Origin of the sequence: Streptomyces sp. Edi2, assembly GCF_040253635.1 — a bacterium.
Classification (GTDB): Bacteria; Actinomycetota; Actinomycetes; order Streptomycetales; family Streptomycetaceae; genus Streptomyces.
Window position 1 is genome coordinate 355,091 of the sequence record NZ_JBEJGX010000003.1, and the last position, 26,323, is coordinate 381,413.

Annotated in this window: 23 protein-coding genes and 1 pseudogene; 4 read left to right on the forward strand and 20 right to left on the reverse strand. The window is 69.5% G+C overall.

The window, feature by feature from the left end; translation table 11 throughout:
* Positions 1-5: 5 nt before the first annotated feature.
* On the forward strand, positions 6-1,121 hold the full coding sequence (locus tag ABR737_RS05045) for an alpha-hydroxy acid oxidase (protein ID WP_350248981.1): 1,116 nt from the start codon (positions 6-8) through the stop codon (positions 1,119-1,121).
* A 188-nt stretch (positions 1,122-1,309) separates the two neighbouring features.
* Positions 1,310-1,726, forward strand: a complete 417-nt coding sequence (locus ABR737_RS05050) for a transposase (RefSeq protein ID WP_350256677.1) — start codon at positions 1,310-1,312, stop codon at positions 1,724-1,726.
* A 345-nt stretch (positions 1,727-2,071) separates the two neighbouring features.
* Here the strand turns inward: ABR737_RS05050 and ABR737_RS05055 are convergent, their stop codons facing one another.
* From ABR737_RS05055 to ABR737_RS05070, 4 genes are all read right to left on the reverse strand, one after another.
* On the reverse strand, positions 2,072-2,914 hold the full coding sequence (locus ABR737_RS05055; protein ID WP_350248982.1) for a hypothetical protein: 843 nt from the start codon (positions 2,912-2,914) through the stop codon (positions 2,072-2,074).
* A gap of 192 nt (positions 2,915-3,106) precedes the next feature.
* Positions 3,107-4,060: an IS481 family transposase gene (locus ABR737_RS05060; RefSeq protein WP_350248983.1), complete on the reverse strand. Its 954-nt coding sequence runs from the start codon at positions 4,058-4,060 to the stop codon at positions 3,107-3,109.
* 414 nt (positions 4,061-4,474) lie between these two features.
* On the reverse strand, positions 4,475-5,398 hold the full coding sequence (locus ABR737_RS05065) for an ornithine carbamoyltransferase (RefSeq protein ID WP_350248984.1): 924 nt from the start codon (positions 5,396-5,398) through the stop codon (positions 4,475-4,477).
* A gap of 157 nt (positions 5,399-5,555) precedes the next feature.
* Positions 5,556-6,896, reverse strand: coding sequence for an MFS transporter (locus ABR737_RS05070; protein ID WP_350248985.1), 1,341 nt, complete (start codon positions 6,894-6,896; stop codon positions 5,556-5,558).
* 877 nt (positions 6,897-7,773) lie between these two features.
* On the opposite strand from ABR737_RS05070, the gene ABR737_RS05075 reads away from it, so the two are divergent.
* Positions 7,774-7,923, forward strand: a complete 150-nt coding sequence (locus ABR737_RS05075; protein WP_350248986.1) for an ATP-binding protein — start codon at positions 7,774-7,776, stop codon at positions 7,921-7,923.
* Positions 7,924-8,077: 154 nt separating this feature from the next.
* Positions 8,078-8,242 carry a hypothetical protein gene (locus tag ABR737_RS05080; protein WP_350248987.1) on the forward strand — a complete coding sequence of 55 codons (165 nt, stop codon included), beginning with the start codon at positions 8,078-8,080 and terminating at the stop codon, positions 8,240-8,242.
* A gap of 236 nt (positions 8,243-8,478) precedes the next feature.
* Here the strand turns inward: ABR737_RS05080 and ABR737_RS05085 are convergent, their stop codons facing one another.
* The 16 genes and pseudogenes from ABR737_RS05085 to ABR737_RS05160 all read right to left on the reverse strand — a co-directional run bounded on the left by ABR737_RS05085 (position 8,479) and on the right by ABR737_RS05160 (position 26,322).
* Entirely contained in the window at positions 8,479-8,658 is a 180-nt protein-coding gene (locus ABR737_RS05085; RefSeq protein WP_350248988.1) for a hypothetical protein, read from the reverse strand.
* On the reverse strand, positions 8,655-13,589 hold the full coding sequence (locus tag ABR737_RS05090; protein ID WP_350248989.1) for a non-ribosomal peptide synthetase: 4,935 nt from the start codon (positions 13,587-13,589) through the stop codon (positions 8,655-8,657). The genes ABR737_RS05085 and ABR737_RS05090 overlap by 4 nt, the downstream gene beginning before the upstream one ends.
* Before the next feature lie 14 nt (positions 13,590-13,603).
* Positions 13,604-14,548 carry a thioesterase domain-containing protein gene (locus tag ABR737_RS05095; RefSeq protein WP_350248990.1) on the reverse strand — a complete coding sequence of 315 codons (945 nt, stop codon included), beginning with the start codon at positions 14,546-14,548 and terminating at the stop codon, positions 13,604-13,606.
* A gap of 3 nt (positions 14,549-14,551) precedes the next feature.
* The gene (gene sbnB / locus ABR737_RS05100; RefSeq protein ID WP_502964471.1) at positions 14,552-15,547 is read right to left on the reverse strand and encodes a 2,3-diaminopropionate biosynthesis protein SbnB; all 996 of its coding nucleotides are present in this window, start codon (positions 15,545-15,547) and stop codon (positions 14,552-14,554) included.
* Positions 15,548-15,585: 38 nt separating this feature from the next.
* On the reverse strand, positions 15,586-16,539 hold the full coding sequence (gene sbnA, locus ABR737_RS05105; protein ID WP_350248992.1) for a 2,3-diaminopropionate biosynthesis protein SbnA: 954 nt from the start codon (positions 16,537-16,539) through the stop codon (positions 15,586-15,588).
* Positions 16,540-16,904: 365 nt separating this feature from the next.
* Positions 16,905-17,247: pseudogene (locus tag ABR737_RS43880) on the reverse strand (helix-turn-helix domain-containing protein); the annotation flags it as partial.
* A gap of 60 nt (positions 17,248-17,307) precedes the next feature.
* Positions 17,308-17,496, reverse strand: a complete 189-nt coding sequence (locus ABR737_RS05115; RefSeq protein WP_350248994.1) for a hypothetical protein — start codon at positions 17,494-17,496, stop codon at positions 17,308-17,310.
* Between the two features lie 42 nt (positions 17,497-17,538).
* Positions 17,539-17,772, reverse strand: coding sequence for a hypothetical protein (locus ABR737_RS05120; RefSeq protein ID WP_350248995.1), 234 nt, complete (start codon positions 17,770-17,772; stop codon positions 17,539-17,541).
* A gap of 335 nt (positions 17,773-18,107) precedes the next feature.
* Entirely contained in the window at positions 18,108-19,379 is a 1,272-nt protein-coding gene (locus ABR737_RS05125) for an ATP-grasp domain-containing protein (RefSeq protein ID WP_350248996.1), read from the reverse strand.
* Positions 19,380-19,753: 374 nt separating this feature from the next.
* Positions 19,754-21,586: an AfsR/SARP family transcriptional regulator gene (locus tag ABR737_RS05130; protein ID WP_350248997.1), complete on the reverse strand. Its 1,833-nt coding sequence runs from the start codon at positions 21,584-21,586 to the stop codon at positions 19,754-19,756.
* Between the two features lie 106 nt (positions 21,587-21,692).
* Positions 21,693-22,718 carry an isopenicillin N synthase family dioxygenase gene (locus ABR737_RS05135; protein ID WP_350248998.1) on the reverse strand — a complete coding sequence of 342 codons (1,026 nt, stop codon included), beginning with the start codon at positions 22,716-22,718 and terminating at the stop codon, positions 21,693-21,695.
* Positions 22,715-23,404 carry a 7-cyano-7-deazaguanine synthase QueC gene (queC, locus tag ABR737_RS05140; RefSeq protein WP_350248999.1) on the reverse strand — a complete coding sequence of 230 codons (690 nt, stop codon included), beginning with the start codon at positions 23,402-23,404 and terminating at the stop codon, positions 22,715-22,717. The genes ABR737_RS05135 and queC overlap by 4 nt, the downstream gene beginning before the upstream one ends.
* A gap of 102 nt (positions 23,405-23,506) precedes the next feature.
* Complete coding sequence (locus tag ABR737_RS05145) at positions 23,507-24,487, reverse strand: aspartyl/asparaginyl beta-hydroxylase domain-containing protein (protein WP_350249000.1); 981 nt, start codon at positions 24,485-24,487, stop codon at positions 23,507-23,509.
* A gap of 94 nt (positions 24,488-24,581) precedes the next feature.
* Entirely contained in the window at positions 24,582-25,172 is a 591-nt protein-coding gene (gene folE / locus ABR737_RS05150; RefSeq protein WP_350249001.1) for a GTP cyclohydrolase I, read from the reverse strand.
* A gap of 28 nt (positions 25,173-25,200) precedes the next feature.
* Positions 25,201-25,572 (reverse strand): 6-pyruvoyl trahydropterin synthase family protein, encoded by a 372-nt coding sequence (locus ABR737_RS05155; RefSeq protein WP_350249002.1) that lies wholly within the window; start codon positions 25,570-25,572, stop codon positions 25,201-25,203.
* Positions 25,573-25,608: 36 nt separating this feature from the next.
* Positions 25,609-26,322: a 7-carboxy-7-deazaguanine synthase QueE gene (locus ABR737_RS05160; RefSeq protein WP_350249003.1), complete on the reverse strand. Its 714-nt coding sequence runs from the start codon at positions 26,320-26,322 to the stop codon at positions 25,609-25,611.
* Position 26,323: the final 1 nt, after the last annotated feature.

The window sequence follows — 26,323 nt, forward strand, 5'->3', positions numbered from 1 at the left end:
CCCCAATGAGCAGCACCGGCGCCGGACCGGGCGTCACTCCACCCTGGACCCGCGTGACGGAGGCCGAGCAAGCGGCCCGCGACCGGCTTCCGGCGGACATCTGGGACTTCGTCGCGGGAGGCAGCGGGGACGAGTCCGTCCTGACGGGCAATCTGACCGAGCTGAACCGAATCACCGTGGTACCGCGTGTGCTGAACGGGCAACCGGGCGGTGTGCGGCTGGCGCGGCAACTCGGGCGCAGCGAGACCCGGATGCCGGTGGTGATTGCCCCAATGGCCTACCAACGACTCGTCCACCCACAGGGTGAACTCGCGGTGGCCGAGGCTGCGCGCGCGGAAGGCATTCCGTACGTTGTGCCGATGCTCTCCAGCCACCCGCTGGAGAAGATCGCGGACGTGGGCGCGACACTGTGGTTCCAGCTCTACTGGCTGCGCGACCGGGGAGTGCTGCTCGACCTGGTGCGCCGGGCCGAACAGGCCGGCTGCCGGGCCATCGTCATCACGGTGGACGTCCCCGTCATGGCCCGACGGCCGCGCGACCTGCGCAACGGATTCGCCCTGCCTGCCGACGTCACCGCCGGCAACCTCGACGACACCGGCCCAACCACCCACACCCGGGTGCCGGGCGCCTCAGCCGTGGCGACCCACTCCGCGGTCGCCTTCGATCCGGCGGCCTGCTGGTCCGACCTGGAGTGGCTGCGCGCCCAGACCGAACTGCCGTTGGTGGTCAAGGGGATTCTCGACCCCCGCGACGCCGTGCGGGCGGCCGAGCGTGGGGCCGACACGGTGGTCGTCTCTAACCACGGCGGCCGTCAGCTACCCGCGGCCGTGCCGAGCTGCGCCGCGCTGCCCCCGGTGGTCGAGAGACTGGCCGGCCGCTGTGAGGTCCTGCTGGACGGCGGCGTGCGCACGGGAGCAGATGTCCTGCGTGCTCTGGCCCTGGGCGCCGACGGTGTGATGTACGGCCGTCCGGTGCTGTGGGGCCTCGCCGCGGACGGCGGGGCTGGTGTACGCACCGTTCTCGGCCTCCTGCGCACCGAGACCGAAGAGGCCCTGCTGCTGTCCGGCTGCGCCGACCTCGCCGCCGTTCGTCAGCTGACGGTGGCGCGCACCGTCGCGTAACGGTGTCTCACGCCGTTCGGGCGGATGGTCCTGTTCGCCGGGGCAGTGGCGTGCGGCGTCGCCGCGGACAAGGCCCGCTCTGGCCAGTTGAACAGACACGGCATCTGTAGTTCGTCAGGCGTGAGGCATCGCCGCTGGCCGACGTGGTGGATGGGGTGCCTGCGCGCACGGGTACGGCCACCGGCATCGTGATCTTGTGTGACGAAGAATCGAGAAGCGGTGGCCGCGAAGACCACGGTAGTACACGCCGGCTGGGACGGGCGGTTCGAGGGGTTGATGGGTCGGTTCGCGAGCTGCTTCCCGCGCCGGGAGACCCGGCTGACCTACCGGAACATGGTCTCTGGGCTGTTGATGGTCACGGAATCAGCGAACTGCTGGTCGTTGGCCGAGGCGATCGGCCACAACGGTCCGATGTTTGCAGCACTTTGTCGAGGGCCCGCTTCGACAACGGAGCAGTCCGCCGGTCGGTCGCGGCCTGGACGGTGGAGCAACTCGGCAAGAGGAAGGTGATGTTGGTGGTGGACGAGACGGGTGATGAGAAGTCGTCCCTCGATGCGGTCGGCGCGGCCCGGCAGTATTCCGGGGCGTTGGGGGCCCGTATCTGAATAATTGTCACAGTTGACCTTCCTCGTGGACTTCGTCGGGCAGGTGGTCTCGGAGCTGTTCCAAGGTGCGAGCCGGTGATCCGGGCAGCGGTGTGACGGCGATGCGGTGAAGGTCCAGGAGCCGTGCCCGTCTTGGAACTGGTTGGAGAGGTTGGTTCGGGTGACGCCCAGCAGTTGAGCGAGGTGGGTGCTGGTGATCGCTTTGCGTCGACGTAAGAGTGCTGCCAGGAGACGGTGGTCGTGGTCCAGGCTGCTGGTTTGCGGGTGGAGGTAACTGCGCGGACGGTGGAAGCGTCGTTAGAAGGCCGCCTCGGCCAGGGCGGGCCTTGACCCAAGGCCGGGTAGTTAACGTATTTGCGCAGGTGGCAAGGGCTTTGAGGGGGTTCTCGGGCTGGCGTAGGTCCCGGGTCCGGTCTTGGAGATGAGTCCTTGTGCGGCCCATCTGTCGAGTTGCCGGTACATCGTGCCGAGGGTGATGTTGCGGAGGTGGCGGGCGAGGTCACGGGTGTGCCAGTGGCGGTCTGGGTCTGCGTGGAGGAGGTCCACGACCTGTCCTCTGCGCCGGTCTGCGAGCGGGGTGTACCGGTCGTCGTGGGAGACGGTGGGGAGGTCGGGCTCGGGGTCGAGGATGGCGACGTCGAGGCTCGTGACCGGGCTGCTGGCGCTGGGGCGGCCATCGTCCTGGCGTTCGGCATATCGGGAGACCGGGGACCTGACCTTTCGGGTGCTGATACGAGGACGTCTGGGCGGGAGGAGTCCTGCCAGGATGCGGTTGCCGATGACACCCGCAATGCCGGTGGTGACGCCAGCGGGCCTGATGATGCCGGCGGCCTGGACGACGAGGTCACGGGCTGACTGGATCGTGATGGTGAAGCCGCAGCGGTCCGGATCGGTGCCGGGCCTGGACTCGGCGGCCTCCACCATCACCGTCCGTAATGCCTGGTAGAGGGCGAGGAGGGCCCACATCTCCTGCTCGACGCCGACGGGGTCGCCCGAGCGCAGTATCCGACCCTCCATGATCGTGTGGCGAAGCGCGTAGTACGCCGACTCGTGTTCCCACCTTTGGTGGTAGAGGGCGACGAGGGTCTCAGCGGGATAGCGGCGGGCGTCGGTCAGTGTCGTGACGAGCCGGTAGGAGGCGGTGAACGAGGTGCCGTCTTCGCAGGTCACGGTGATCTGCGCTTCCACGACGCGGACCGGTACGGTGCCGGTGACGGACAGGTAGGAGCCGTCCGCGAGGCGGGCCAGGACCGGGTCGGACCCGACGGGCTCTGTGCTGGGTATAAGGGACGGTTCTCCTGTCGTGCCCTCTCAGGCTAACCCCGCAGAACGGGATGTCTCACCCAAGGCTGACAGAGAGGGCTTGCCGCCCGCGGCGCGCTAGATGTGTTGTCCGGAGAGGTTGGTGACGCGGCTGGCTGGGGTGTGGCCGCTGATTCCGGTGTGGGGTCGGTGGTAGTTGTACCAGTCGAGCCAGTCGGGAAATGCGGCTTGGCGTTCGGCGTCTGAGGTGTAGGGCTGGTGGTAGGCCCATTCGTCGAGCAGGGTGCGGTGGAAGCGTTCGACCTTGCCGTTGGTCTGTGGGCGCCAGGGTCGTGTCCAGCGCGGTTGTATGCCCAGGTCGCGGCAGGTCTGGCGCCAGGTGTTCTTGCTGTAGGCCCAGGCGTTGTCGGTCAGCACACGCTCGACGGTGATCCCCCGGGCGGCGAACCAGGCCATGGCCCGCGTGAGGAAGCTCGCGCAGGTGGCCGCCTTCTCGTCGGGGAGGTCTTCGGTGTAGGCGAGTCGGGTGTGGTCGTCCAGAGCGGTATGGAGGTAGGCGAGTCCGGCGCCGGTGCGGTTCTTGCGGCCGGCGGCCCGGCCGAGGGCTTTGTGGCCGCCGCCGTCGGGGATGCGGCCGAGTTTCTTGACGTCGATGTGGACCAGTTCGCCGGGGCGGGCGCGTTCGTAGCGGCGGACGGGTTCACCGGTGGCCCGGTCGGTGGCGGCCAGCGGCGGCAGGCCGTGGCGCCTGAGGATGCGGTGGGCGGTGGAAGCTGCGACACCGGCACGGACGGCCAGCCGCAGCGGGCCGATCCGGTGCTCGCGTCGCATGCGGACGACCTCGTCCTCCACCGCTGCGGACGTGCGGTGAGGCTGGTGGTGGGGCCTGCTGGAGCGGTCCTTCATCCCCGCATGACCATGACGTTGGTAGCGGCCGGCCCAGCGTGCCGCTGTCGTGTGGCTGACCTGGAACCGTTCCGCGGCCCGGCGCAACGGCCAGCCGTCATCGACGACGCACCGGGCCAGACGCAGCCTGCCGGTCGGCGTCAGCGGGGCGTTACGGTGGATCACGAGGGCCTCCTGGCATCGGTGCAGACTTCGCAATCCACACCGAAACCAGAAGGCCCTCCCTCTTTCAAGCACCCTGAGAGGCATGTCGCCTGTCACCAACGTCCCGGGACAACACAGCTAGAGCGCGACGGCGTCCTTCCTGAACTCATCCGGATACGGAGACTTGCGTCCCATCTGGACATCCTCCCTGGACCCTCGAGATCCATTGTCAGGGTGTCCACTCCAAAGGATCAGCCTCATACTGGCCTTGGACCTTGACCAAACACATAGGGGCACCCCCCGCGTCTGGTGACCAGAACGACAAGAGCCGTATGACGAGAGATCGTCACGTACGGATCTGTGAGGGCTGAGGGGTGCGAATCCCCTCGGCTACTCGGCGATCAAGCCCAGTGGCCGGGGCCGCCTCGGTCACCGTCATGGCCTGCACCACTCCAGCACCGCCATTGCGCTGTGCATCTTGTTCTCGGCCTGTTCGAAGGCGATGCCGGCGGGCCCGTCCAAGACATCCGCAGTGACCTCCTCGCCGCGGTGCGCGGGCAGGTCGTGCATGAAGACGGCCTTGGGGCTGTCCTCCCACAGCGCCGCCGTCACCTGGAACGGCGCGAACACGGCCCGCCAGCCGGGGTCGGACTTGCTGGTGCCGGTGGTCTGCCAGCGGGTGGTGTAGATGACGTCGAGGTCGCCCGGCAGGTCCGCCACGTCGTGCCGCTCCCGGAAGAGTGACCCGTGGCGGGCGGCCTGAGCGGCGGCCCGCTCGCGGTAGGCGGGCGCGAGGCCGTACCCGGGCGGGGTGCGCAACTCCAGCTCGGTGCCGGGGAACCGGGTCAGGGCGAGGGCGAGCGCGGAGGCGGTGTTGTTGCCCTCGCCGACGTACAGCACCCGCAGGCCGTCGATCCCGCCGAACCGGCGGCGCATGGTGGTCAGATCGGTGAGCGCCTGGGTGGGGTGCTCGTCGGCGCTCATCGCGTTGACGACCGCCATCCGGTCCTGGGCCGCCCAGACTCGCATCTCCGCAGGGTCGCCCGAGGTCCGCGCGACCAGCACGTCGAGCATGCGGGACATTACCCGGCCGGTGTCCTCATTGGTCTCGCCCGTGTTGAGCTGGAGGTCGCCCGGCCCGTACGCGACGATGCGGCCGCCCAGGCGCAGCGCGCCGCTGGAGAACGCGGTGCGGGTGCGGGTGGAGGTCTTGCTGAAGTAGATGCCGACGATATCCCCGTCGAGCGGGGCCACCGGGCCAGCGGTGCCGGCCGAGAACTCGGCGCCGCGTGCGACGAGGGCGTGCAGGTCGGCGTCGGTGAGGTCGTCGATCGAGATCAGATGCCGTACGTGTGCCACGGGTTCCTCCTGGCGGGACGGGGGTGGGCGGGGTGGCGGGAGCCACAGGTCATGGCCGCTCTTCGTCGGTGACGACCGGCGCCCGGTGTGCTGCCGGGCGCCGGTCGGCCTCGAGCGCGGTGCGCGCTCAACAGGCGCGGGCTGGCTCGTCGTCGAACTACTCCACGGGGGCGACATCCCCGGCCGGTGCGGCCTCGCTCGTGGGCTCGGGCTCCCGGTCCAGTCCGAGCACGAGCGGTACGGCCAGCACGCTGATCGCGGTGAGGAACACCCAGGGCAGCGCCGCACCGCCCGCCAACAGCGCTGTGAGCAGCGCCGGGGCGACGGCGCCGCCGACCGACCAGGACATCTGGTAGACGCCCAGATAGCGGCCCCTCAGATGCTCGGGAGCCATCACCACGCTCAGTTCGCTGGTCGGCGGCGAGCTGAGGATCTCGGCCGCGGTGTACAGCACCATCGCGATCAGCAGCCCGGCGATCATCGCCCAGCCGGGCAGCACGAGCAGCGTGCCGAAGACGACGAACGCGGCCGCGTTGAACAGCAGGGCCAGCACCAGCACCGTCACCGGCCTGCGGACTTCGATCCACCGGCTGGCGAGCGTCTGGAGCAGCGCGACCATGGCCGCGTTCAGCGCGACGAGCACGCCGACGATCCAGGCGCCGACATCGAGGTAGTTCACCGCGTAGACGACGAGCAGCACCGTGATCACCGTGGAGGCGAAGACGAAGGAGATGTTCGTCGCGACCAGCCGCAGATACCGAGTGTCCCTCAGCACGGTGCGATAGCCGCCCGAGGGTGGTCTGGTGGGTTCGCCCACCTCCTGCTCCGGCTCGGAGGACTTCGGCTCAGCAGGCCCGGCGCCGGCCGCCTCGCTCGTGTCCGCGCCCCGCAAGGTGATCACGAGCCAGCCTGCGACGGCGAAGGTGACCACGTTGACCACCATGACCGCCCGCAGCCCGGCGACGGTTCCGATGCTCAGGGCCACCGCGGACACAGCGCCGCCGAAACCGACGCCGACATTGCGCAGGCCACGGACGAAGCCGAACCAACGGGCCCGCTGCACACCTTGGGCGACCAGCACGACGAGCGGACTGCTGCCCATCCAGAAGGCGGTGGAACCCACTTGAACCGCGAACTGCCACAGCACGATCTGCCAGGCCGCGTGCGAGAACAGGAAACCGATGAAACCGACCACCGAAATCCAGTTACCCACAGCGACCACAGTGCGCGGACCGTATCTGTCCAACAGGGGCCCGATAAAGAACGGAACGGGCAGAACAAGCAGCTGGCCGGCGGTCAGCGCGGCGCCGACGGCTACCAGTGACAGCGACGTCGTCTTCACGAAGAAGACGACGATGAACGCCCCCACCAGCCCGTTTCCCAGACTGTCGATCAGATTGGCCGCGACGAACCGGCCTTTCCCCGCGAGGTCCGGCAGACCCCAGGCCGTCTGAATCCGCCGCCACGTCGAAGGCGCGGGGAAATTCTGCGGCATCATGACCTCTCTTTACTTCGCCGCGTGGGCGGGCAATTCGCCCGCCTCGGCAACGAAGAGGGGCTCCGCCAAATGCTCGCCATGCCAAGGTGCGAGCGTCGGGAAGTCCTTGACGTGCTGGGCGGCCGCGGGCAAGTCACTGCACGGCGTGCGGAACTCCTCATTGTACTGGGCTGTTACCGGTTGCTGACATGAGGCGTCCCCTCCTGCTCGATGGCGGCTGGGCCTCTCGGCCCGCAGGGGTAACTGTTCCACCCTGCCATCCGGCGCGACTCAATTGCGGCTCAATTCTCAATCAACGGCTTCCGTGGACACTGGATATCCGCTTTGTGAATGGAATACTTGAACACCCGAAAAAATAATACTTCTGCAGCCATGGGGAGCGTTTACTTTCGGCCATGCCGCAAGAGTGGCGAACGCCCGTGGAACACATCCTACCGATGGGGGGAAGACCAATGGCCATGAGTTGACTTCGATTCTTCCGAGGGTTGACGGCGATGCCGTGAATCGACGCAAGACGTTTGTAGTCTGCGCCGCTTGCCACGACGAAATCCATGCGCGGCAACTGGCCGCTGACTCCACGGAATAGTCACTGGAGAGCCGGATACTCTGAAACGGTGCGCCGTTTCACTCGGCGCTGGATCGCCCCCGCAGGGGGCCGAGGTTCGGAAGGAGATGACCTTGGGGCTACCCGCCTGACCTGGACGCGAAAGCGCGAGGGGACAACAGCATGGCGGGAAAGCCTGGAGCGTTGAGAAGGCGTCAAAGGCGCTGCCGCGCAAAGCCCGCGTGATACGGCGAAAGCCATACTGCCTGAAGCCCAGTCACCAGCGGTGGAAATGCACACCCTGCGACACGACGCCTTGTTGAGGCGCTCGGAGTGGCAGGGAACATCCGCGAGCCCGTGGCCGCCGCCATGATCGACCGCCTCGTCCACCACGCCGAGGTCCACTCCCTCAAGGGCGACTCATTCCGCATGCGAGGACGTGAACTCGGACGCGTCCCCACCGCCACCACCGACAACAACTGAACCAACCAAACCGAAGACACCTGCGACAGAACCCAAGTTCAGCCGCCGCCGACAGACTCATCAGGAGAGCGGTGTAGCAGGAGCGCCCGCGGGCGTCTACCAGCTGTCCTGGTCGATCGGCGGTGCCGTCGCCCCGGCGCTGCTCACAGCGCTGTTGGCGGGCGGTGCGGCGCTGCCCTGGGTGTTCCTCGCCGCGATCAGCGTGCTGGCCGTACCGCTCGTGCTCGGGCTCGACCGGCGGCCCGCGGCCACGAGCGAGGCCGCACCGGCCGGGGACGTCGCCCCCGTGGAGCAGCTCGACGGCGACCCCGTCGGCTGAGCCTGCCCGCGCCTGTCGAGCGCGCACCGCGCTCGACGCCGACCGCCGCCCGGCAGCACACCGGGCGGCGGTCGGCGTTTCCCGTGTTCGCCATTCGTCAGCCCGCGGCCCTGCGGTCCCATGCCGTCCCGGCCGGCACCAGCGCGCCGCCCGCGAGGCCGAGCGCGCCGAGCCGTTCGCCGTGCCGCGCAGCGGCTCGACCACGATCCGGCCGCCGACCTCGCGGGGGAAGTCCCTCAGCGATCCGGCGTACTCGACGAGCAGTTGCCGCGCCCCGCGCAGTCCCGCCGCCCTGCCTCCGCCGTGCTCTGTACGCGGACGACGGCGCAGCCGCGGTTCATGAACGCGTACGCCGACGGGTGACTCGGCAGATAGGCGTCGGCCAGGACGACGCTTGTGCTGTTGGTGCTGCTCATCGCTGTGTGTCCGCCTCCAGGGCCTCGGCGAGGCCCGCGACGGTGGGGTTGGTGAAGACCAGGGCCGGCGGGACCCGGCGCCCGAGCCGTTCGCCGAGCCGGCCCGCGACCGTGGTGATGGTCAACGAGGTGCCACCGACGTCGAAGAAGTCGTCCTGTGGCCCGAAGTCCTCCTCGACGCCCAGGCATTCCCGCCACACTTCGGCGACGAGGAGCTGCTGCTTGGTGACGGCCCGGCGGGTGGCGGGGGCCGGGGCGGACACCGGGCGTGGGTCGGGCAGTGCGTCCCGGTCGACCTTGCCGTTCGGGGTGAGGGGGATCTCGTCGATCACGGTGTAGCTCTGCGGCAGCATGTACGGCGGCAGTTGCTCCGCCAGGTGGGCGCGCAGTTCGGCCGGGTCCGGGGCGGGTCGGTCGGGGTGCTCGGGGATCAGGTAGGCCGCCAGCTGGTCCACGCCGGTGCGGGTACGGCGCACGGCCACCACGCACTCGGCGAGGGCGGGGTGGCTCTGGAGTGCGGACTCGATCTCGCCGAGCTCGATGCGGAAGCCGCGCACCTTGACCTGGTGGTCGTTGCGGCCGAGGAAGACCAGATTTCCGTCGGGCAGCAGCCGGACCACGTCGCCCGTGGCGTACATACGGGCGCCCGGCTCCGCGGCGTACGGGTCGGGCAGGTACGCCCCGGCCGTGCGGGCCGGCCTGCCGAGATAGCCGCGGCCGACCGCGCTGCCGCCGACGTACAGCTCGCCGCGACAGCCCGGGGCGACCGGGCGCAGCCGCGGGTCCAGCACGTAGAGGTGCGCGTTGTCGGTCGCCCGGCCGAACGGGACGCTCGGGCGATGGCTGTGCCGGTCGAGCAGCTCCTCGGTGATCGGGCAGAACGCCGAGGTGACGGTCGCTTCGGTGGGCCCGTACTCGTTGAAGACCTGGCATCCCGGCGCGGTGGCGGACAGGATGCGGCGGGCCACCTCGTGCGGCACGGCCTCGGCGCCGGTGAACACCAGGCGTACGGAGGCGAGTCGGGGAGCGGGATCCGTACCGGACTCCAGCAGGATCCGCATCTGCGAGGGCGTCGCGTTGAGCGTGGTGATGCCGCGCGCGGCGACCTCTCGCAGGAACTCCTCGGGGTCGTAGGCGGCGGTGGGGCTCGCCAGGTGCAGTTCGGCGCCGGACACCAGGCACTGGAAGATCTCCCAGACCGAGTTGTCGAACGCCACCGAGTGGTTGAGCAGGGCCCGGTCCCGCCCGGTGAGCCGGCACAGCCGCTGGTTCCACTCCAGGAACCCGGTGATGTTGGCGTGGGTGATCGCGACGCCCTTGGGGTTGCCGGTCGAGCCGGACGTGTAGATCACGTAGGCAAGGTGGTGCGGTTGTGCCTCCTCGGCCGGCCCGGGGTCCGCCCCGGGTTCCTGGTCCACCGCCACGAGCCGCACGCCGTCGCCGAACAGGGCCGAGGCGGGGTGCCCCGGGTCCGCGACGACCAGGCGTACGCCCGAGTCGGCCAGCAGGTACTGCAGCCGGTCCGTCGGGTAGCCGGGGTCGAGCGGGACGTAGGCGCCGCCCGCCTTCAGCACGCCCAGCAGGGCGACCACCAGCTCCACCGAGCGTTCCAGGCAGACGCCGACCAGGCTTTCGGGGCGCACGCCCCCGGCCCGCAGCTCCCGGGCCAGGGCCGAGGCCCGCGCGTCGGTCTCGGCGAACGTCAGCGTCCGGCCGTCGCCCACGACGCAGACCGCGTCCGGGGTGGTCCGCACCTGGCGGTCCCACAGGCGGACCAGGGTGGTCGGCTCGGGCAGCGGCTCGGCCCGGTTGCCGAGGGAGAGGGCGCGCAGCTCATCGGCCGAGACGAGCTCCAGCTCGGACAGGTGGGCCGTGGCGTCGGACACCATCTGCTCGATCACCCGCAGGAAGTGCCGGCCGAGGCCCCGGACGAAGTCCGCGTCGAACAGGTCGGTGGCGTACTCGACGGAGACGCTGAGGTCACCGGCCCCGGCGGCGTGGTCCGTCACGTCGAGGGCGAGGTCGAAGCGGGCGGTGCCGAGCCGTCCCTCCAGCTCCTTGCGGTCGTACAGCTCGGTGAGGTGGCCGGCCTCCGGCTCCTCGTGCAGGGCGAACAGCACCTGGAAGAGCGGGTTGCGGCTCAGGTCGCGCTCCGGGCTCAGCTCCGCCACCAGCTTCTCGAAGGGCAGCTCCTGGTGCGCGTACGCCTGCCGCGCGACCTCGCGGACCCGGCCCAGCAGCTCGCGCCAGGTCGGGTCACCGGACAGGTCGGTGCGCAGGACGACGGTGTTCACGAAGTAGCCGACCACCTCGTCCAGTTCGGGGCGCGGCCGGCCGCCAGCCAGGGTGCCGACGGCGACATCGCTCTCGTCGGCGTACCGGCCGAGCAGCACCTGCAACGGGGCCAGCAGGCCCATGAACAGGGTGACACCCTCGGCCCGGCACAGCGTGCGCAGCCGGTGCGCCAAGTCGGCGGGGATGCGCAGCAGTTCGCGGCGGCCGCGGTGGCTCGCGACGGCCGGCCGGGGTCGGCTGGTCGGCAGCTCCAGGGCGGGCACGCCGGACAGCCGGGTGCGCCAGTGGTCGAGCAGCCGCTCCAGCTCGGCGCCGGTGAGCCGTTCGCGCTGCCAGGCCGCGTAGTCGGCGTACGTCACGGGCAGCGGTGCCGGGGCGGGGCGGCGGCCGGCGGCGAGCTCCGTGTAGAGCTCGCCCAGTTCCCGCACCATCAGGTCGACCGATGCGCCGTCACATGCGAGGTGATGAATCGTCAGCAACGTGAGGTCACGGCTCGGGGTGCGCAGCACGTCCGCGCGCAGCAGCGGTGGGCGGTCGAGGGCGAAGGGGGCGCGGATCCGCTCGGTCACCAGCGCGTCCAGATCCTCCTCGGCGACCTCGGTGCGACGCAGCGGTACCGGTCCCGGCTCGCGCAGTTCGGGGCGGCCCCGCCCGTCGACGGCGACGAGGGCCGTGCGCAGCGCCGGGTGCCGTCGCACCAGCGCGGACAGGCAGTCCTGCAGCAGCGTCAGGTCGACGCGCCCGCCGGGCAGGCCCAGGGCGACGGGCAGGTGGTAGGCGGGACTTGCGTCGTTCAGCTGCTCGAAGAACCAGATCCGCTCCTGGCCGAAGGAGAGTTCGGCGGTCGCGGCCGCGGGGATCGGCTCGTCGTCCGAGGGCGCCACGCCGATCAGGGCGGCGGCGAGCGTGACGGGTGTCGGATGCGCGAAGACCGACTGGGCGTCGACCGGCACGCCGAGCTCCGCACGCAGCCGGGCCACGGCCCGTACCGCGGTGAGCGACTGGCCGCCCAGGCCGAAGAAGTCGTCGTACGGGGACACGTCGTCGAGCCCGAGCACCTCGGCCCACACGCGGCGCACCGCCGCGGTGTGCGGCGGCAGCGGGGCGTCGTCGGGCACCGGCCCGCTCGCCCGGACCGGGCTGTACGGGATCCGCCGCACGGCGCCGCGGTCGGCCTTGCCCGCAGGGGTGCGGGGCAGGGCGTCGAGCACTGCGTAGCCCTGGGCCACCATGTGGGCGGGCAGCCGCTGCGCGAGGTGGTCACGGACCTGGCGGGACAGGTCCTCGGATACGTTCCGCACATCGTGCGCGGGCACGAGGTACGCCAGCAACTGGTCGCCGCCGGCCGCCTCGCGGTCGACGACCACCACCGCGTCCGTGACGAGGGGGTGGCTGCGCACACAGGCCTCGATCTCGCCGAGCTCGATGCGGAAGCCGCGCACCTTGACCTGGTCGTCGTTGCGACCCAGCACCTCCAGCATGCCGTCGGCGGACCACCGGGCGAGGTCGCCGGTCCGGTACAGGCGCCCGGAGGCGTCCCCGAACGGGTCGGGCACGAACCGGTCGGCGGTCAGCGCGGGCCGGTTGAGGTAGCCGCGCGCCACGCCCGCGCCGCCGATCCACAGCTCGCCGGTGACTCCTGGGCCGGCCTCCCGCCCGCCCTCGTCGACGACGTGCAGCCGGGTGTTGGGCAGGGCCGTGCCGACCGTGACCCGGTCGGCCACGGCGTCGATGCGGGCGGCGGTGGCCCACACCGTCGCCTCGGTCGGCCCGTACAGGTTCCACAGGGTGCCGCAGGTGGCGAGCAGGTCGCGGGCCAGCTGCGGATCGAGCGGCTCACCGCCCGACAGCAGTACCCGGCCGTGCCCGTCGCTCCAGCCGGACGCCAGCAGCATCCGCCAGGTGGTGGGGGTCGCCTGGACGACGTTCACACCCGCCTCGGCGATGGTGGCGGCCAGCAGCTCGGGGTCGGTGTTGGCGGCGCGCGGGGCCATCACCACCGTCGCTCCCCGGGTCAGCGGCAAGAACAGCTCCAGTACCGAGATGTCGAACGACAGCGGGGTCAGCGCGAGGACCCGGTCGTCCGCCCCGAGGCCGGGGCGTTCGGCCACACTCCGCAGGAACGAGGCGATCGCCGCGTGGTCGACGGCCACGCCCTTGGGCAGGCCGGTCGAACCGGAGGTGTAGATGACGTAAGCCAGGTGGTGCGGGTGTACCACCGGGGCCACCGGTGCGGCAGGTTCCGCGGGGAGATCCTCGACCAGCAGGACGTCGGCCACGCCGGACGCCAGGGCCTGCGCGCGGTGGTCCGCGTCGCACAGCCACAGCCCGGCCCTCGAGTCGGTGATCATGTGCCGCAGCCGCCCGGCCGGGTAGCTCGGGTCGAGGGGCAGGTAAGCGGCGCCCGACTTCAGGATGCCGAGCAGGGCCACGACCATCTCGACCGAGCGGCCGAGACAGACGCCGACCAGGTTCTCCGGTCCGATGCCGCGTGCCTGCAGCTCGGCGGCGACTGCCGTGGCCCGGCGGTCCACGTCGGCGTAGGTGGCGCGGTGTGCTCCCGCGACGACGGCGACCGCGTCGGGTGTCGCGGCTGCCTGCTGTTCCCACAGTGCGACCAGGGTGGTCGGCGCCATGAACGGATCCTTTCTCAGCCCCGCGCGGGGAAGGCGCGCGTGATCGTCTCTGCCAGCTGTCGTTCCGCGCCGCGCACATACAGGTGGGGGGCACCAGGAAACAGGTGCAGTGCGAAGTCGGCCGAGGTGTGCTTGCGCCAGTCGGCGAGTTCCGTCCCGTCGACGCTGTCGTCGTCCGAGCCGGCCAGAACGGTCAGGGGACAGGGCAGGGGTGCCTCGGCCCGGTGTGTGTACGTCTCGCACAGCGTCAGGTCCGCGCGCAGCAGCGGCAGCAGTATCGTCTGCAACTGGGCGTCCAGGCCGTCGAATTCGGCCGTGGCGAGCAGCTCGTCGGCCGGCAGCGTGTGCCGGGGGGCGCGGTCCGGCAGGCCGGGGGCGCGCATGCCCGACAGGAACAGGTGCTCGGGCAGCCGCCTGCCGAGGGCCCGGAGCCGTCGGGCGGTCTCGAAGGCGATCAGGGAGCCCATGCTGTGCCCGAAGAAGGCGTACGGCAGGTCGGTGCGGTCCGCGAGAAGCGGCGCGAGCGCGGCCACGGCCTCGTCCAGGGACGTCAGGGCCGGTTCGGTGAACCGGGTCTCCCGGCCGGGCAACTGGACCGTACAGACCTCGACGGTGTCCGGCAGGTGCGCCGCCAGCCGGTAGGCGGACGCGCCGGCCCCGGCGTGCGGGAAGACGAACAGCCGCCGCCGCGCGGTGCGCGCGCGGCTGCCGAGTCCGCGCAGCCAGGCCGCCGCGAGGCCGTCGGCCGTCCTCGTCGGCGCGCGCACGGAGCGCGGGGTCAGGTCGGTCCACACTTCCTCGATATGGTCCAGGCAGTCCTGGCGGGTGCCCTGCGCGCCGGTGGCGGTCCAGCCGGCGGGCAGGGCACGGTCGGCGAACCAGACCGAGTACTGCTCCTCGTCGTTCACCACGACGACGTACCGGTCCCCGGTGGGGCGCAGCTCGGGCGAGGCGCTCATGCGTCAGACCCCCACGCCGGTGAAGAAGTCGCTCTCGCGGCGGCCCCGGCCTGCGGCGACGACCCGGTCGTGCACCCACTTGCCGACGGCGAGGTCGAGTACGCCGAGCCCGAACGGCGAGAAGACCGCCGGGCGCGCGACGTCCCGGTGCAGCCGCCCGCGCAGCAGGTCGCCGAGGGTGCCGTCGACGAAGTCCCGGTTGCCGGTGCGCTGTTCGGTCAGGTGCAGCGAGGTGTGCTCGCGTACGGCGTGGTCGATGTCGTCGGTGACGTTCTGGGCGGCGAGGATCATCTTGGGGGCGAGGTCGCGCAGGGACAGGTGCAGGACCACCGGGTTGTGCGCCAGCAGCCGGGGGTCGTGCAGGTGCGGTTCGCCGGCCACGGTGGCCAGCAGCACCAGGTCGCAGTCGGTGAACGCGTCCTCCACCGTGCCGGCGACCTCGATCTCGGCGTCGGTGTGCTCGGCCATGACCGCGCCGAAGCGGCCCGCCGCCGCCGGGTCGAGGTCGAAGAGCCGGAAGCCGTCGATCTCCCAGTCGAGATCACGCAGGAACCGCCATACGTGCTGGGCGATCAGACCCGTGCCCACGATGCCGACCCGGCGGGCTCGGCGGTCGCCGAGCAGCGTCTGCGCGCCGAGCACCGCGGACGCAGCGGTCCGCGTCGCCGAGACGATCGAGGACTCCATGCAGGCGAACGGGTACCCGGTGACGCAGTCGTTGAGGATCAGCGTCGCCGAGGCGCGGGGGATTCCGTGGCGCGTGTTGTCCGGAAAACTGGCGATCCACTTGTTGCCGGCGACCTCGAACTCGCCTCCCAGATAGGCGGGCAGGGAGATGATGCGCGACCGGCTCTGGTGCGGGAAGCGCAGGAACGAGCTGTGCGGGTTCGCGCTCTGACCGGCGTCGTGCGCGAGGTAGGCGGCACGGACGACCTCGACGAGCTCCGGACGGTGACGGTCCGTCTCGGCGGCGATCTCGCCCGCGCCGATCACGGTCATGGGCGGTGGGGCCAGGGTGGACACGGGGTGGCTCTCCTTCAGTTGACGGCCAGGGCTTCGACGCCGGCGGGCGCTGCCGCTTCCGCGCGCAGCTGCTGGACCCACGTGGGGTCGTAGACGGTCCGGGCGTAGGCGTGGCCGCGGTCGGCGGCGATGAAGGCGACCCGGGGGCGGTGTGCGCCGGGTCGCTGACGAGCGAAGTAGTCCTGGACGGCGGCATAGGTGCTGCCGGTGGAACCTCCCGCGTACAGGCCGTACTTGGCGACCAGGGCGCCGCAGGCCTCGACGGCGCGCACCTCGGAGACGATCTCGACCTGGTCGATCAGCGCCTGACCGCACAGCGGCGGCACGATGCTGGAGCCGATGCCGGGGATCCGCCGCTTCTTCGGCGGGCCTCCGAAGATCACCGAGCCTTCGGTGTCGACAGCGACGACCACGCAGCCCGGGTACGTTTCCTTGACCCGGTGGGAGAGCCCGGCGATCGTGCCGCCCGTGCCCACGCCGACGAAGAGGTAGTCGAGCGGGCCGGCCTGCGCGATCAACTCGCCCGCGGTGAAGCGGTAATGCGCGTCGCGGGCATCCGGATTGGCGTACTGGTTGGGCCAATAGGCCGAGTCGAGTTCGACCAGCAGTTCCCGCACCCGGGACAGCCGGGTCTTGAGGTAGCTGCCCGCCGCATCACGAAGGGAAACTTTCTCCACCCGCCCGCACAGCAGCCGGAGTTGGGCCTCGGTGGCCTCGTTGCAGTTCGGATCGATGACCGGGACGAACGAGATGCCGAGCAAGCGGCAGTAGAAAGCCAGGGCCAGCGCGAAATTGCCGGACGACGACTCGACCACCGTGGTGTCCTGCGTTATCTCCCCGCGACCGATCGCCTGTTCCAAAATCCACAGTGCCGAACGGTCCTTGGTACTTCCGGCGGGATTGCAGAATTCCAGCTTCGCGACGATGTCACACTGCTCGTCCGCCAGCGGAATCAGTGGGGTGCCCATAAGGCCCCCGCGAATTTGCCTTGCCCGTCCGATCAGAGATTGATCAGCACGTTTGTCTAGCATGAGCCGAGTGTGGCATGGGATCGGTCGAGGCGGCTCAACCACGACTCAAGTGTGGTACGAGAAGAGTTTGCTGTGGGAAAAGAGAGGAGCTGTTCAACTGTCCACGACGGATGGTTGAACAGCCCTCAGCGTCAGGGCAGACCTCCGTGCGGACCGCCTGCACGCCTGCCTGGAAGAGGCTTCATGGCGGCCAGACCCTCACCGGTCGGCAACACCACCCGGTCAGGCCGAGCAATCACGTTCGATGGTTACTGAGCTTGAACTCATGAAGTCGTAGGGCTGAGGGTCAACCCGGTTCCGTGGTGGAAGCGGCGGCCTATCACAGTCTTGATCCGCGACAGCGTCCACCGCTGATCCGGCCGGCCGTGCGCGACCGGCCCCTTCGCCAACCCCGCTTCCAGCTGGGCAAACTGCGCCTCGCTCAGCCTGGGCGGCGAGGCCGAACCCACCGAGCGCACGGCCCGCGGCCCACTCTTGTCCCAGGCCCGCCGCCACCGCTGTACGGACCGGGCGCTCACCCGCAACTCCTTGGCGATCGCCAAGCTGGGCTCGCCCCGGGCGAACCCCCTCTGCCGCGTTCATCCGGATCCCCTCGCGGAACTGCCGACGCTCGTCCGACAGACCGCTGCCCTGCGCATACCCCATGACAACGGCCTACCGCGAGAATCAAGCTCCGTCAGCGACTGCGACAACCCGAGTTCAAGCTCAGTAGTACTCCAACGCCGTTGCGTTTAGCGGCGGGAGCGGGGTGCAAGGCCGGTTTCCATGATGTGGATCCAGCACCGCGTCCACCAGCGCGAAATCCACGATCTGGGTCAGCTCGCCGAGGTGTCCCGGCGCGTGGACACCCGCGGCGGTCTCGCTGGTGCGGGCGATGGCAGACTTCTCTTGCAACGGGACCCCTGGTTCCTGATCATCTTGCTCGACACAAGTGATCTACCAGAGGTCCCGTTCTCCTTCATCAGCAGCTTGACGAACCACCGACCGGCCAAACGCAACGGCGTTGGCGTCCAGGTCCAGGACGTACCAGCCGGTCAGCTCCCGGCCACACACCGAGATCCAGGGAAAGCCCCCGGGCCGCAGGGCGAGCAGTGTCCACACCACGCGCCGTATCCCGGCGCGGACGCGCTCGTCCCGCGCCGCCACCGGGCCGTCGATCGCCTCCAGCATGCTCGCAGGGTGCTGTCTGAGACGGGTCGCGGGAACAACTTCCGCCAATGATGCCGGAGTTGCTCGACCACCAGCACGTTCGTCGCGCCAAGCGCGATCCGACAGGCCAGCCGCACCAGCGTAATGCCTCGGTCGCGCCACCCAGGCCCGGTGCCCTTGGGGAGCGCGGCCGTAAGGCCCGGGTCAGCCCGACCCGGTCGGCGATGCGGCGCAACAGCACGATGCCCGCCTGCCCAACCCCAGAGCCACCAGTAGGGACGGCAATCCGTCCACGGTCGTCCGGAGGAAGGCCATGAGGCGTTGTCCGCCACGGCGTACCGCGCCGTGGCGCATGCTCAACCCTGCTCTTCGTACTCGACGTGCAGCGTCCGGGCGAGGTGGGCGCGGTATGCCACGGCCGCGGCATCCGACTCGTGACGGGAGACCACGATGGCCGGGTATCCGGAAAAATCCGGGTAGGGGAGCAGCAGTTCGCCGGGGCTCACGGTCTGCACCACGTAGTCCACCTGCGGGTCGTTACGCACCGAGTCCAAGCCGTGTACCTGCTTCATCCGTCCTCCGCTGCCGACCGGCACCTCATAGACCGCGACGTGACCGACCAGTGCCGGCTCCTCACGCCAGCAGAGCGGTTCCCGGCCGAGGTGGATGCGCAGCGCCTCGGCGGCCAGGTCGATCCCGGTGCTGAAGTGGACGAGGTGGTGCGTAAAGCCCCCGCCGCCGAGGCGCGCAGCCATCTCCAGCAGAACCGGCCGCACCCCACCGACCAGCCGCAGTTCGGTATGCGTGGTGCCTTCCGTGATGCCGAAGGCGTGGTGGGCGCCGATCACCTCCGCCTCGATCGCGGTGAGTATCTCGGTGGGCAGTTGGGCGGGGGCCCTGAACATGGTCTCCTCGAAGTAGGGCCCCGCCAGTTCCCCCTTCCAGCTGATGCCACAGACCCGTACCTGCCCGTGGTGCACGAGGGATTCTGCGGCGACCTCCGGCCCGTCCAGGTACTCCTCGACCAACACACCGGTTTCTGGGGTCGGTCCGTCGGCGACCCCCAGGTGGTGAGTTTCGATGAGCTTCCATGTGCGGGCCACGGCCTGCTCAAGGCAGTCCTTGTCATCCACACGGATCACACCGAGGCTGGAGTGGCCGTTCGCTGGTTTGACCACGACGGGGAACCGCAAGGCCAGCGCGTCGGTCCAGCCGTCCGGATCCTCGATGGCCACGAAGCCAGGCAAGCCCAGACCTGCCTCCAGCAGGCGATGGCGCATGCTGCGCTTGTCACGCACCACGGCCGCCGCCTCCTCGGTCAGGCCGGTGAGGCCCAGCTCATGCGCGGCGCGTGCCACGAACGGCACGACCCTCTCGTTGCCCGCCATGATTCCGTCGAAGGGCTCCCGCCGGTAGCGGTCGGCGAGCGCGGACAGCGCGCCTTCCGGGTCTTCGTCGATGTCCAGTGGCAGCAGTTCGACCACCGCGTCGGCCCGCCCAGCGGACTCCGCCGAGTCGTCCCCCCTGGGGACGAGGATCAGGTCGATACCGGCGCGCTTGGCTGCTTCGAACACCCAGGGGAACACGGACAACTGACCGACGAGGACGAGTTTCGGGCGCTGTGGCATGACGGTTCTCCAAGGTTAGGTTGCTTGGGCGGGTTCGGACAAAGCGTGTCGGCCGGTACGGTCCTGCGTGAGTTGGTCGCGGCGATCACGGAGCCGCGGAACACACCGGTGGCGTACGTCTCCACGTTCCGTGTGAATTCCCCGAACTGCACCGGGGTGTGGCCCAGCGCGCTGATCAGCCCGCGGAAAGAGTCACGCTCCTCTTCCCAGCCTTTGCGGACGCTGCTGACAAAGATTCTCACGCTACGGTGTCTCCACTACTGAAAGCTTCGTCTCTGAGCTTGGCATTCGACCTCGATGCGCTGAGGCGGCCGCCGCGCACCACGCGCCGGCGACGCGCGATACGACGCAAGGTGGTAAGGGAGCCGTGACCGTCAGGCGGAGCACATGACCGGCGCGCTGCTCGCCCGCGCCGCGAACGGGCGTACCCCAGGCTCCCATTCGTAGGAGAACCGGCCGTTCACGCACGGGTGCTGCGCGCGCAGCAGGTAGCTCTCCGCCAGCTCCTCCAGCAGGTCCTCGGCCCGCTGGTCGCTGATCCCCAGGGCCGCCGCGACAAGCGCCGGCGTGAGCCGGTCGGGGACGCCGGGAGACAACAGCGCGTACGCCAGGGGCCGCAACTCGGCGGGCAGCGTCGCGAGCGTCCGGTCGAATCCGGCCCGCACGCCCAGCGGATCGCTGTCGGCGCCCCCGGACGCGAGGACCCAGGCAGTGGCCTGCCGGGCCGTCCAGTGCGGGCGGCGGCGCAACTGCGAAGCGACCGCGAAGAGCACGCCCGGCAGCCCCCGGCACAACCGGGCCAGCCGTCGCAGCCCCTCCGGGTCCATGGTGACCCGGTGGCTCGGCACGGAGGATGCCAGCAGGTGCAGACAGTCGTCGAAGGGCAGTCCGGCCAGTTCGACGTGGACCGCCGACGAGGAAACGAACAGCCGCCGACGGCTGCCGATCACCACGCCGCAGCCGGCGCCGGACGGCAGCAGCGGCGTCAAGTCCCGTACGCCGCACACGTCGTCGAGCACCACCAGGACGCGCAGGTCGGCGGTCCAGGTACGGAACAGCAGGCTCAGGTCGGTCGTGCCCAGCCGCAACTGCTCCTCCGTCGCGCCGAGTCCACGCAGGAACGAGCGGAGGATGTCGGCGGGCGGCACCCGCCGGCCGGCACCGTCACGGAGACGCGCGTAGAGCCGTCCGTCCGGGTAGTGACCGCTCACCTGATGCGCGGCGTGCAGGCACAGCTCGCTCTTCCCCGTGCCGGGGGCACCCCCCACGATCACGAGCGGCCGGTCCTCCCGAGCCCGGCCGGCCAGCACCGCGGTGAGGCGCGCCAGCTGGCCGGCGCGTCCGGTCAGAGGCTCGCGCGGGGCGGGCAGATGGCAGGGCGCCCGGGTGGCGGCGGTCACGGCCGTAAGCCGCCCGGCGGGACGCAGCAGCGCCTCGTCCGACGTGAGCACGGCCGTGTGCAGGGACTGGAGTTGGGGCGAAGGGTCGAGACCCAGCTCGGTGGCGATCCGCTCGCGTGCCCGACGGTAGACCTGGAGCGCTTCCGCCCGCCGGTCCATGCGGTAGAGAGCTGTCATCAGATTGCCCTGGGCCCGCTCGTCCGTCGGTTCCCGCCCTGCCATCGAGGTGAGTTCGCCGAGCATCTCGTGGTGCCGGCCGAGGTGCAGGTCGGATTCGATCCGCAGGTGGTGTGCGCTGGTACGCAACTCCTTCAGGCGGACCGCCTCGGCCTTCAGCGTGGGCCCCTTGCGTACGTCCACCAGGGCGTCGTCCCGCCACAGCTGCAGCGCCGCGGCGGCCGTGTCGCGGGCCCGCGCGAAGTCCTCGTCACGGAACTCCGCTCGGGCACGGGCGAGCAACGGCTCGCACCGGAAGGCGTCCACGTGGTCGGCGGGCAGCGACAGCTGGTAGCCGCCGTCTACCGTGCCCAGCAGCGGCCCGGCCGCCCGTACCGAGCCGCCGCTCCTCGGATTGCCGAGGGAGAACCGCTTCCTGAGCTGGTACACATACGTCTGCAGCGCGGTGTGCGCGCTGGCCGGCGGGTTGTCGTTCCACAGCTCGTCCATGAGTTGCTCGAAGGGCACCACCCGGCCCGCGTTCAGCACGAGCATCGCCAGTGTCTGACGTACTTTCTGGGCGGCCGGCGCCATGTCGACGCGGTGATCGTCCCCGTAGGCCTGGAGCGGCCCGAGAAGGTTGATTCTCATGAAATTCGCCCTGTCTCATGTTCGTTCGGTCCCCGTCACACCGGCCGGCGACGCCACCGCCAGGCCACTCGGGCCGGGCGGTGAGGATGTGCTCGGCCGCCCGGTGTCAGGAACTCCTGGAGCCGGCTCCCGCGGCCAGGTTCGGGTGGTGTCGGGCAACGATGTCGGGGAAGGAACGGATCAGCCCCTTCATGACGTTGTCGCCGTAGAGGGCGAACAACGGGTTGCCGACGACGTCGATGACTCCGCCGGCGCCCTCGACATAGGGGCTGGGCAGCGGCTGCATCGTGGCGTCCAGCCGCGGGTTGTAGAAGAAGGGAATGGAGTAGCGGTTGACGCCCGGGGCGGGCCGGACCACCCGGTGGAGGGTGGCACGCACATAGCCCCTCGTCGCCACCTCCAGCAGCTCTCCCAGGTTGACCACGAACGCCCCCGGGATCACCGGCACGTCGACGAACTGGCCGTCCTCGATCGCGACCTGGAGGCCGCCGTTGTCGTCCTGGACGAGCAGGGTGAGCAGCCCGAGGTCGTTGTGGATGCCGGTCCCCTGGCCAGAGCCGTCGTCCTCGCTCGTCTGCGTGCGACCGGGGTAGTGCAGGAGCTTGAGGTGGATCTGCGGATCCGGATCGACCACGCCGTCCAGGAACCCGGCGGGGGCGTCCAGCGACTCCAGCATCAGCCGTAGCAGTTGATGTGACAGATCGCTCAGCCGGGCGATCCATGACTCGATGGCCGGACGCAGCTCGGGCATCGCCTTCGGCCACTCGTTCGGGCCGATCAGGCACCGGTAGGCGGGATCGCCGGGCTCGGGCGGCCTCGCGGGCTGCTCCGGCCCGATGTCCAGCTGCCGGCGCTGGTCGGGAATGCCCTTGGTGTGTTCGCGGCCGAGTTCGGAGTAGCCGCGGAACAGCGGCGAGTCGAGGATGTTCAGCGCGAGCCGGTCGGCCTCGGGCAGGGCGAAGAACCGGCGGGTGAGCTCGAGCATGTCGTCGGCGTCCTCGATGCCGTGGCCGACGAGCTGGAAGAAGCCGATCTCGTGCACGGCCTTGCGCAGCCGGCGCAGGAACTCTGCCCGGGCTTCTTCCGAACCGGCGGCGTCACGGAGGTCGAGCACGGGAAAGGTGTCGGTCACGGCAGCTCCTTCGAATCGCTGGTCTGGTAGGTCGTCGGGTCGGCCACGCCGGCGTCCCGGAACGCTTCCTGGCGCTCCCTGCAGGCGGCGCACCGTCCGCATTGCAGCGCGTCGCCGCGAAAGCAGCTCCAGGTCTCGGTCCAGGGGACGCCGAGTTCCTCACCGAGCGACACCACGTCGCTCTTGCGCAGCCTGACCAGCGGCGCGGTCAGGGTCAGGTCGGGGTGCGCGTATCCGCGGGTCGCGATCCGCTCCATGGCGAGGAAGGAATCGATGAACGCGGCATTGCTGTCGGGCGCGGCCTGCAGGTCGTCTACCACCCCGACGGCCACCGCTTCCGCCTTCTCGGCGACGGCGACCGCGAAGGCGACGGACAGCAGAAGGGCATTGCGGTTGGGTACGACGTTCGGGCTCCCGCCGGACGAACCGCTCTGGTGGTCCGGTACGTCGACGGTCGGGTCGGTGAGTGAGGAGCCGCTCAGGAGCTTGCCGACGGGGCTGAGATCGACGACGTGGTGCGGCACCCCGAGCGATCGAGCCGCCTTTGCGGCGAACTCGTGCTCGACGAGATGACGCTGGCCGTAGTTCACGGACAGCAGGTGGAGTGTGTGGCCTTGCGCCTGGAGGTGGTAGGCCATGGTGACCGAGTCCAGGCCGCCGGACACGATTGCGACAGTTTTCGGCATGCGTCGCCTTCCGGCAGACGGAAAGGGATGGAGGATCAGTACGTAAGGATCAGGACAGCGGAGCGCTGTGCACCGCAGCAGCGGCGGACGTGCGGGCGTCCGTCACGGCGCCGGCGTGGCCGGGACGAGCAGCCGGGTCGCTCGGTGGCCCTTGCGGTAGGTCAGTTCGACTTCGGGCCGCGGACCGTCCAGCCTCGTGGTGACGGTTCGCTCCTCGCTCCACCCGACCAAGCGGTACTCGTGGCCGCCGAGGGCCACCAGCGGGAAGAGGTGGTCCTGGGGAGATCGAATGGCAAGGTCCGTGCCGGTGTCAACCATGCTGAAGGTGGCCTGCGGCTGCGGGCCGGTGAGCGACCCGAACTCCTCTATCTCCAGCAGGTGCGCCGGCGCGTCGAACGAACACCGCGCAGCTTCCCGCTCTCGGTCGGTCGTGGCCACGACCGGACGGTTGTAGAGCACGTCGGGGCCGTTGAAGTAGTCGGCCCAGTCAGCCGGGAACAGCCGTGCGAGCTCCGGTGTGACGAGCACGTCCACAACGAGATGCACCCGATGCTCGGGACCGAGGTTCTGGATCTGGTGCTTGCGGCTGAAGTCGCCGAACCAGAACTCACCGGGCTGCCAGCGATAAATTTTCCCGTCAAGATCCAGCGAGGCTTCCTCGTGGGTGATGACCGGGATGTGCAGTCGGGCCATACCCCAGTCCGGGGAGAACTTGCCATCGGAATGGCGGTATCCGACGACGCCGGGTCCGAGGTCCAGGAATCGGGCTGCGTAGAGGGGTCCTGGAATCGAGCTCAGGGTCTCCCGCACGTACGGCATGTGGTCCAGCCACTCGGTGTCTGCGAACTCCGCACTGCCAGGGCCCCCTGGGTCGGTACGTGTCTTGTCACCGTCGGGGCTGCGCACCGGGAGGCAACGCCAGTCCTGTTCGGCCCACCTGGACACTCGCCCGTTCTCGTACGAGCTCTGCTCATCCCACAGGTGGTCGCGCGCAGTCATGAGGTCGGCCAGCAGCCGGTCGGCGTCCAGCACGGGGAGCAGCCGAGCCGCTTCCGCAGGCGCCGAAGAATCATTTACGTTCATCGTTGTCCTTTCATGCCGACCGGCCCGGATTCGCATGTGTGTCGAAGAGAACGGCTTCTGTTCGCTGCTCTCCGACTCGGAGTCGGACGGCTCGTCACGCCCGGAGCAAGTCGAACAGCTCGCTCCGGAGCCCGGAGTCCGTGCTGAACTCCCCGCGATATGCGGTCGATGTCATCTGCGCGGCAGCCTTGATGCCGCGCATCGACATGCAAAGGTGCTCGCCCTTCGCTATGACCGCGACGTCCGGGGTGCCGCTCAGGGTGCTGATCTCGAGCGCGATCTGGTCCACGAGGCGCTCCTGGACCTGCAGCTTGTGCGCGTGCTGATGGGCGACCCTGGCAAACTTCGACAGGCCGAGCAGTTGCCCGGTCGGGCGGTAAGCGATCGTCACGGAGCAGTTGAACGGCAGGAGGTGGTGCTCGCACAGCGACCAGACCTGAATGTCTGAGACGACTACGAGCTGGCTCGTGCCGATGGACTCGAAAAGAGTGCCCAGCGAACCCGGGTCGTAGTTGATGAACTCTCGCCACCAGCGGGCGAACCTGTCAGGTGTGTCGCGCAGTCCGTCGCGGTTCGGGTCCTCGCCGATCTCCACCAACAGTTGGCGGGCGATCTCGACCAGTGGGTCCTCGGTCGTCCTCGACGCTGACGGGTCACCATCGAGGTCCAATTTTGTCACCGCCATGCGGTCACCTTTCTTCTGGGCTTCGGAGTTACTGACCTGACGGCCGGTACTCGGCCCACGTCTTGGGAGTTTCTGAGATACGCACGCAGGTCAACTCGGGAAAGTCCATCGACCATGTCTTGTAGACCCAGGCTGCCATATTCTCAGCCGTCGGATTTTCGTCCATCACATCGTTCAGATGCCGATGATCAAGATGCTTGTCGAGCCAGACCTTGAATGCGGACAGTTCTCCGTAGTCTCGAACGAAGCCCACGGGCAACAGATCCGTATCGTCGGCTCCGAGCTCCAACTCGATCACATAGTTGTGCCCGTGCATTCGGGCACACTGGTGTTCAGGAGCAAGGCCGGCGAGCTGATGACTGGCCGAGAATTCAAATTTCTTCGTGATTCGAAAAGCCATCGATCCGAGTTCCCTCTCCTTTGCGCGTGCCGTTGCTCACACGCCGCGTTTTTCGTCCCACAACAAGGTGTGCAGCCTGGTCGTCAGGTTCCAGCCGCGCTTTACCACCGCGTCGGCCAACTCGCCCATGTGCTTTGTGACATCGTCGGCGGTACGCCCGATCGGCATGATCCATACCGAGGGCAGGTCGAAAGTGGCAACCAGTTGGGCCACTTCGTCGAGATCGTGGGTGTTCTGGCAGACGAACTTGAACGTGCTTTCCGGCACTGCCGAAAGACTGGTGAGTGCGGCAGGGACGATCCTGCGCTGCAGGGTGTCTCCCGAGTGCGACAGCTTCGGCGAGACGTTGAACCGGACGCCGGCGGCGATGAGTTCGGGGTGCGCGGCGTGCGTCCCGTTGGTCTCGATCTCGATCTCTTTGCCGCGTCCGGTCAGTGCTGCCACCAACGGAATCAGGCGCTCCTGCTGCCCCAGGGGCTCACCGCCGGAGATCACTATCAGGTCGGTGTCGAATGCGAGCAACTCCGCGACGACATCGTCGACCGGGCGGCGGTGCAGTTCCTTGCGCGGATCGTGGGCGACCCCGCCCTCGGCGGCGCCGGTCCAGTCCCATGTGTAGGGCGTATCGCACCACGAGCACGACAGATTGCACCCGCCGAGCCGCAGGAAAGCGCACCTGCGTCCCAGGGACCGGCCCTCGCCCTGGACGGTGGGGCCGAAGACTTCGTTGACTACGAGATCCTGTTCCATG

Excerpts from the sequence above, each read along its gene's own strand:
- ABR737_RS05045 (WP_350248981.1), top strand. The coding sequence starts at position 6 with ATGAGCAGCACCGGCGCCGGACCGGGCGTCACTCCACCCTGGACCCGC.
- folE (WP_350249001.1), bottom strand. The coding sequence starts at position 25,172 with ATGGCGGTGACAAAATTGGACCTCGATGGTGACCCGTCAGCGTCGAGG.
- queC (WP_350248999.1), bottom strand. The coding sequence starts at position 23,404 with ATGCCGAAAACTGTCGCAATCGTGTCCGGCGGCCTGGACTCGGTCACC.
- ABR737_RS05125 (WP_350248996.1), bottom strand. The coding sequence starts at position 19,379 with ATGCCACAGCGCCCGAAACTCGTCCTCGTCGGTCAGTTGTCCGTGTTC.
- sbnA (WP_350248992.1), bottom strand. The coding sequence starts at position 16,539 with ATGGGCACCCCACTGATTCCGCTGGCGGACGAGCAGTGTGACATCGTC.
- ABR737_RS05145 (WP_350249000.1), bottom strand. The coding sequence starts at position 24,487 with ATGAACGTAAATGATTCTTCGGCGCCTGCGGAAGCGGCTCGGCTGCTC.
- ABR737_RS05130 (WP_350248997.1), bottom strand. The coding sequence starts at position 21,586 with ATGAGAATCAACCTTCTCGGGCCGCTCCAGGCCTACGGGGACGATCAC.
- ABR737_RS05160 (WP_350249003.1), bottom strand. The coding sequence starts at position 26,322 with ATGGAACAGGATCTCGTAGTCAACGAAGTCTTCGGCCCCACCGTCCAG.
- ABR737_RS05155 (WP_350249002.1), bottom strand. The coding sequence starts at position 25,572 with ATGGCTTTTCGAATCACGAAGAAATTTGAATTCTCGGCCAGTCATCAG.
- ABR737_RS05085 (WP_350248988.1), bottom strand. The coding sequence starts at position 8,658 with ATGAGCAGCACCAACAGCACAAGCGTCGTCCTGGCCGACGCCTATCTG.
- sbnB (WP_502964471.1), bottom strand. The coding sequence starts at position 15,547 with ATGACCGTGATCGGCGCGGGCGAGATCGCCGCCGAGACGGACCGTCAC.
- ABR737_RS05095 (WP_350248990.1), bottom strand. The coding sequence starts at position 14,548 with ATGAGCGCCTCGCCCGAGCTGCGCCCCACCGGGGACCGGTACGTCGTC.
- ABR737_RS05090 (WP_350248989.1), bottom strand. The coding sequence starts at position 13,589 with ATGGCGCCGACCACCCTGGTCGCACTGTGGGAACAGCAGGCAGCCGCG.
- ABR737_RS05070 (WP_350248985.1), bottom strand. The coding sequence starts at position 6,896 with ATGATGCCGCAGAATTTCCCCGCGCCTTCGACGTGGCGGCGGATTCAG.
- ABR737_RS05120 (WP_350248995.1), bottom strand. The coding sequence starts at position 17,772 with ATGCTGGAGGCGATCGACGGCCCGGTGGCGGCGCGGGACGAGCGCGTC.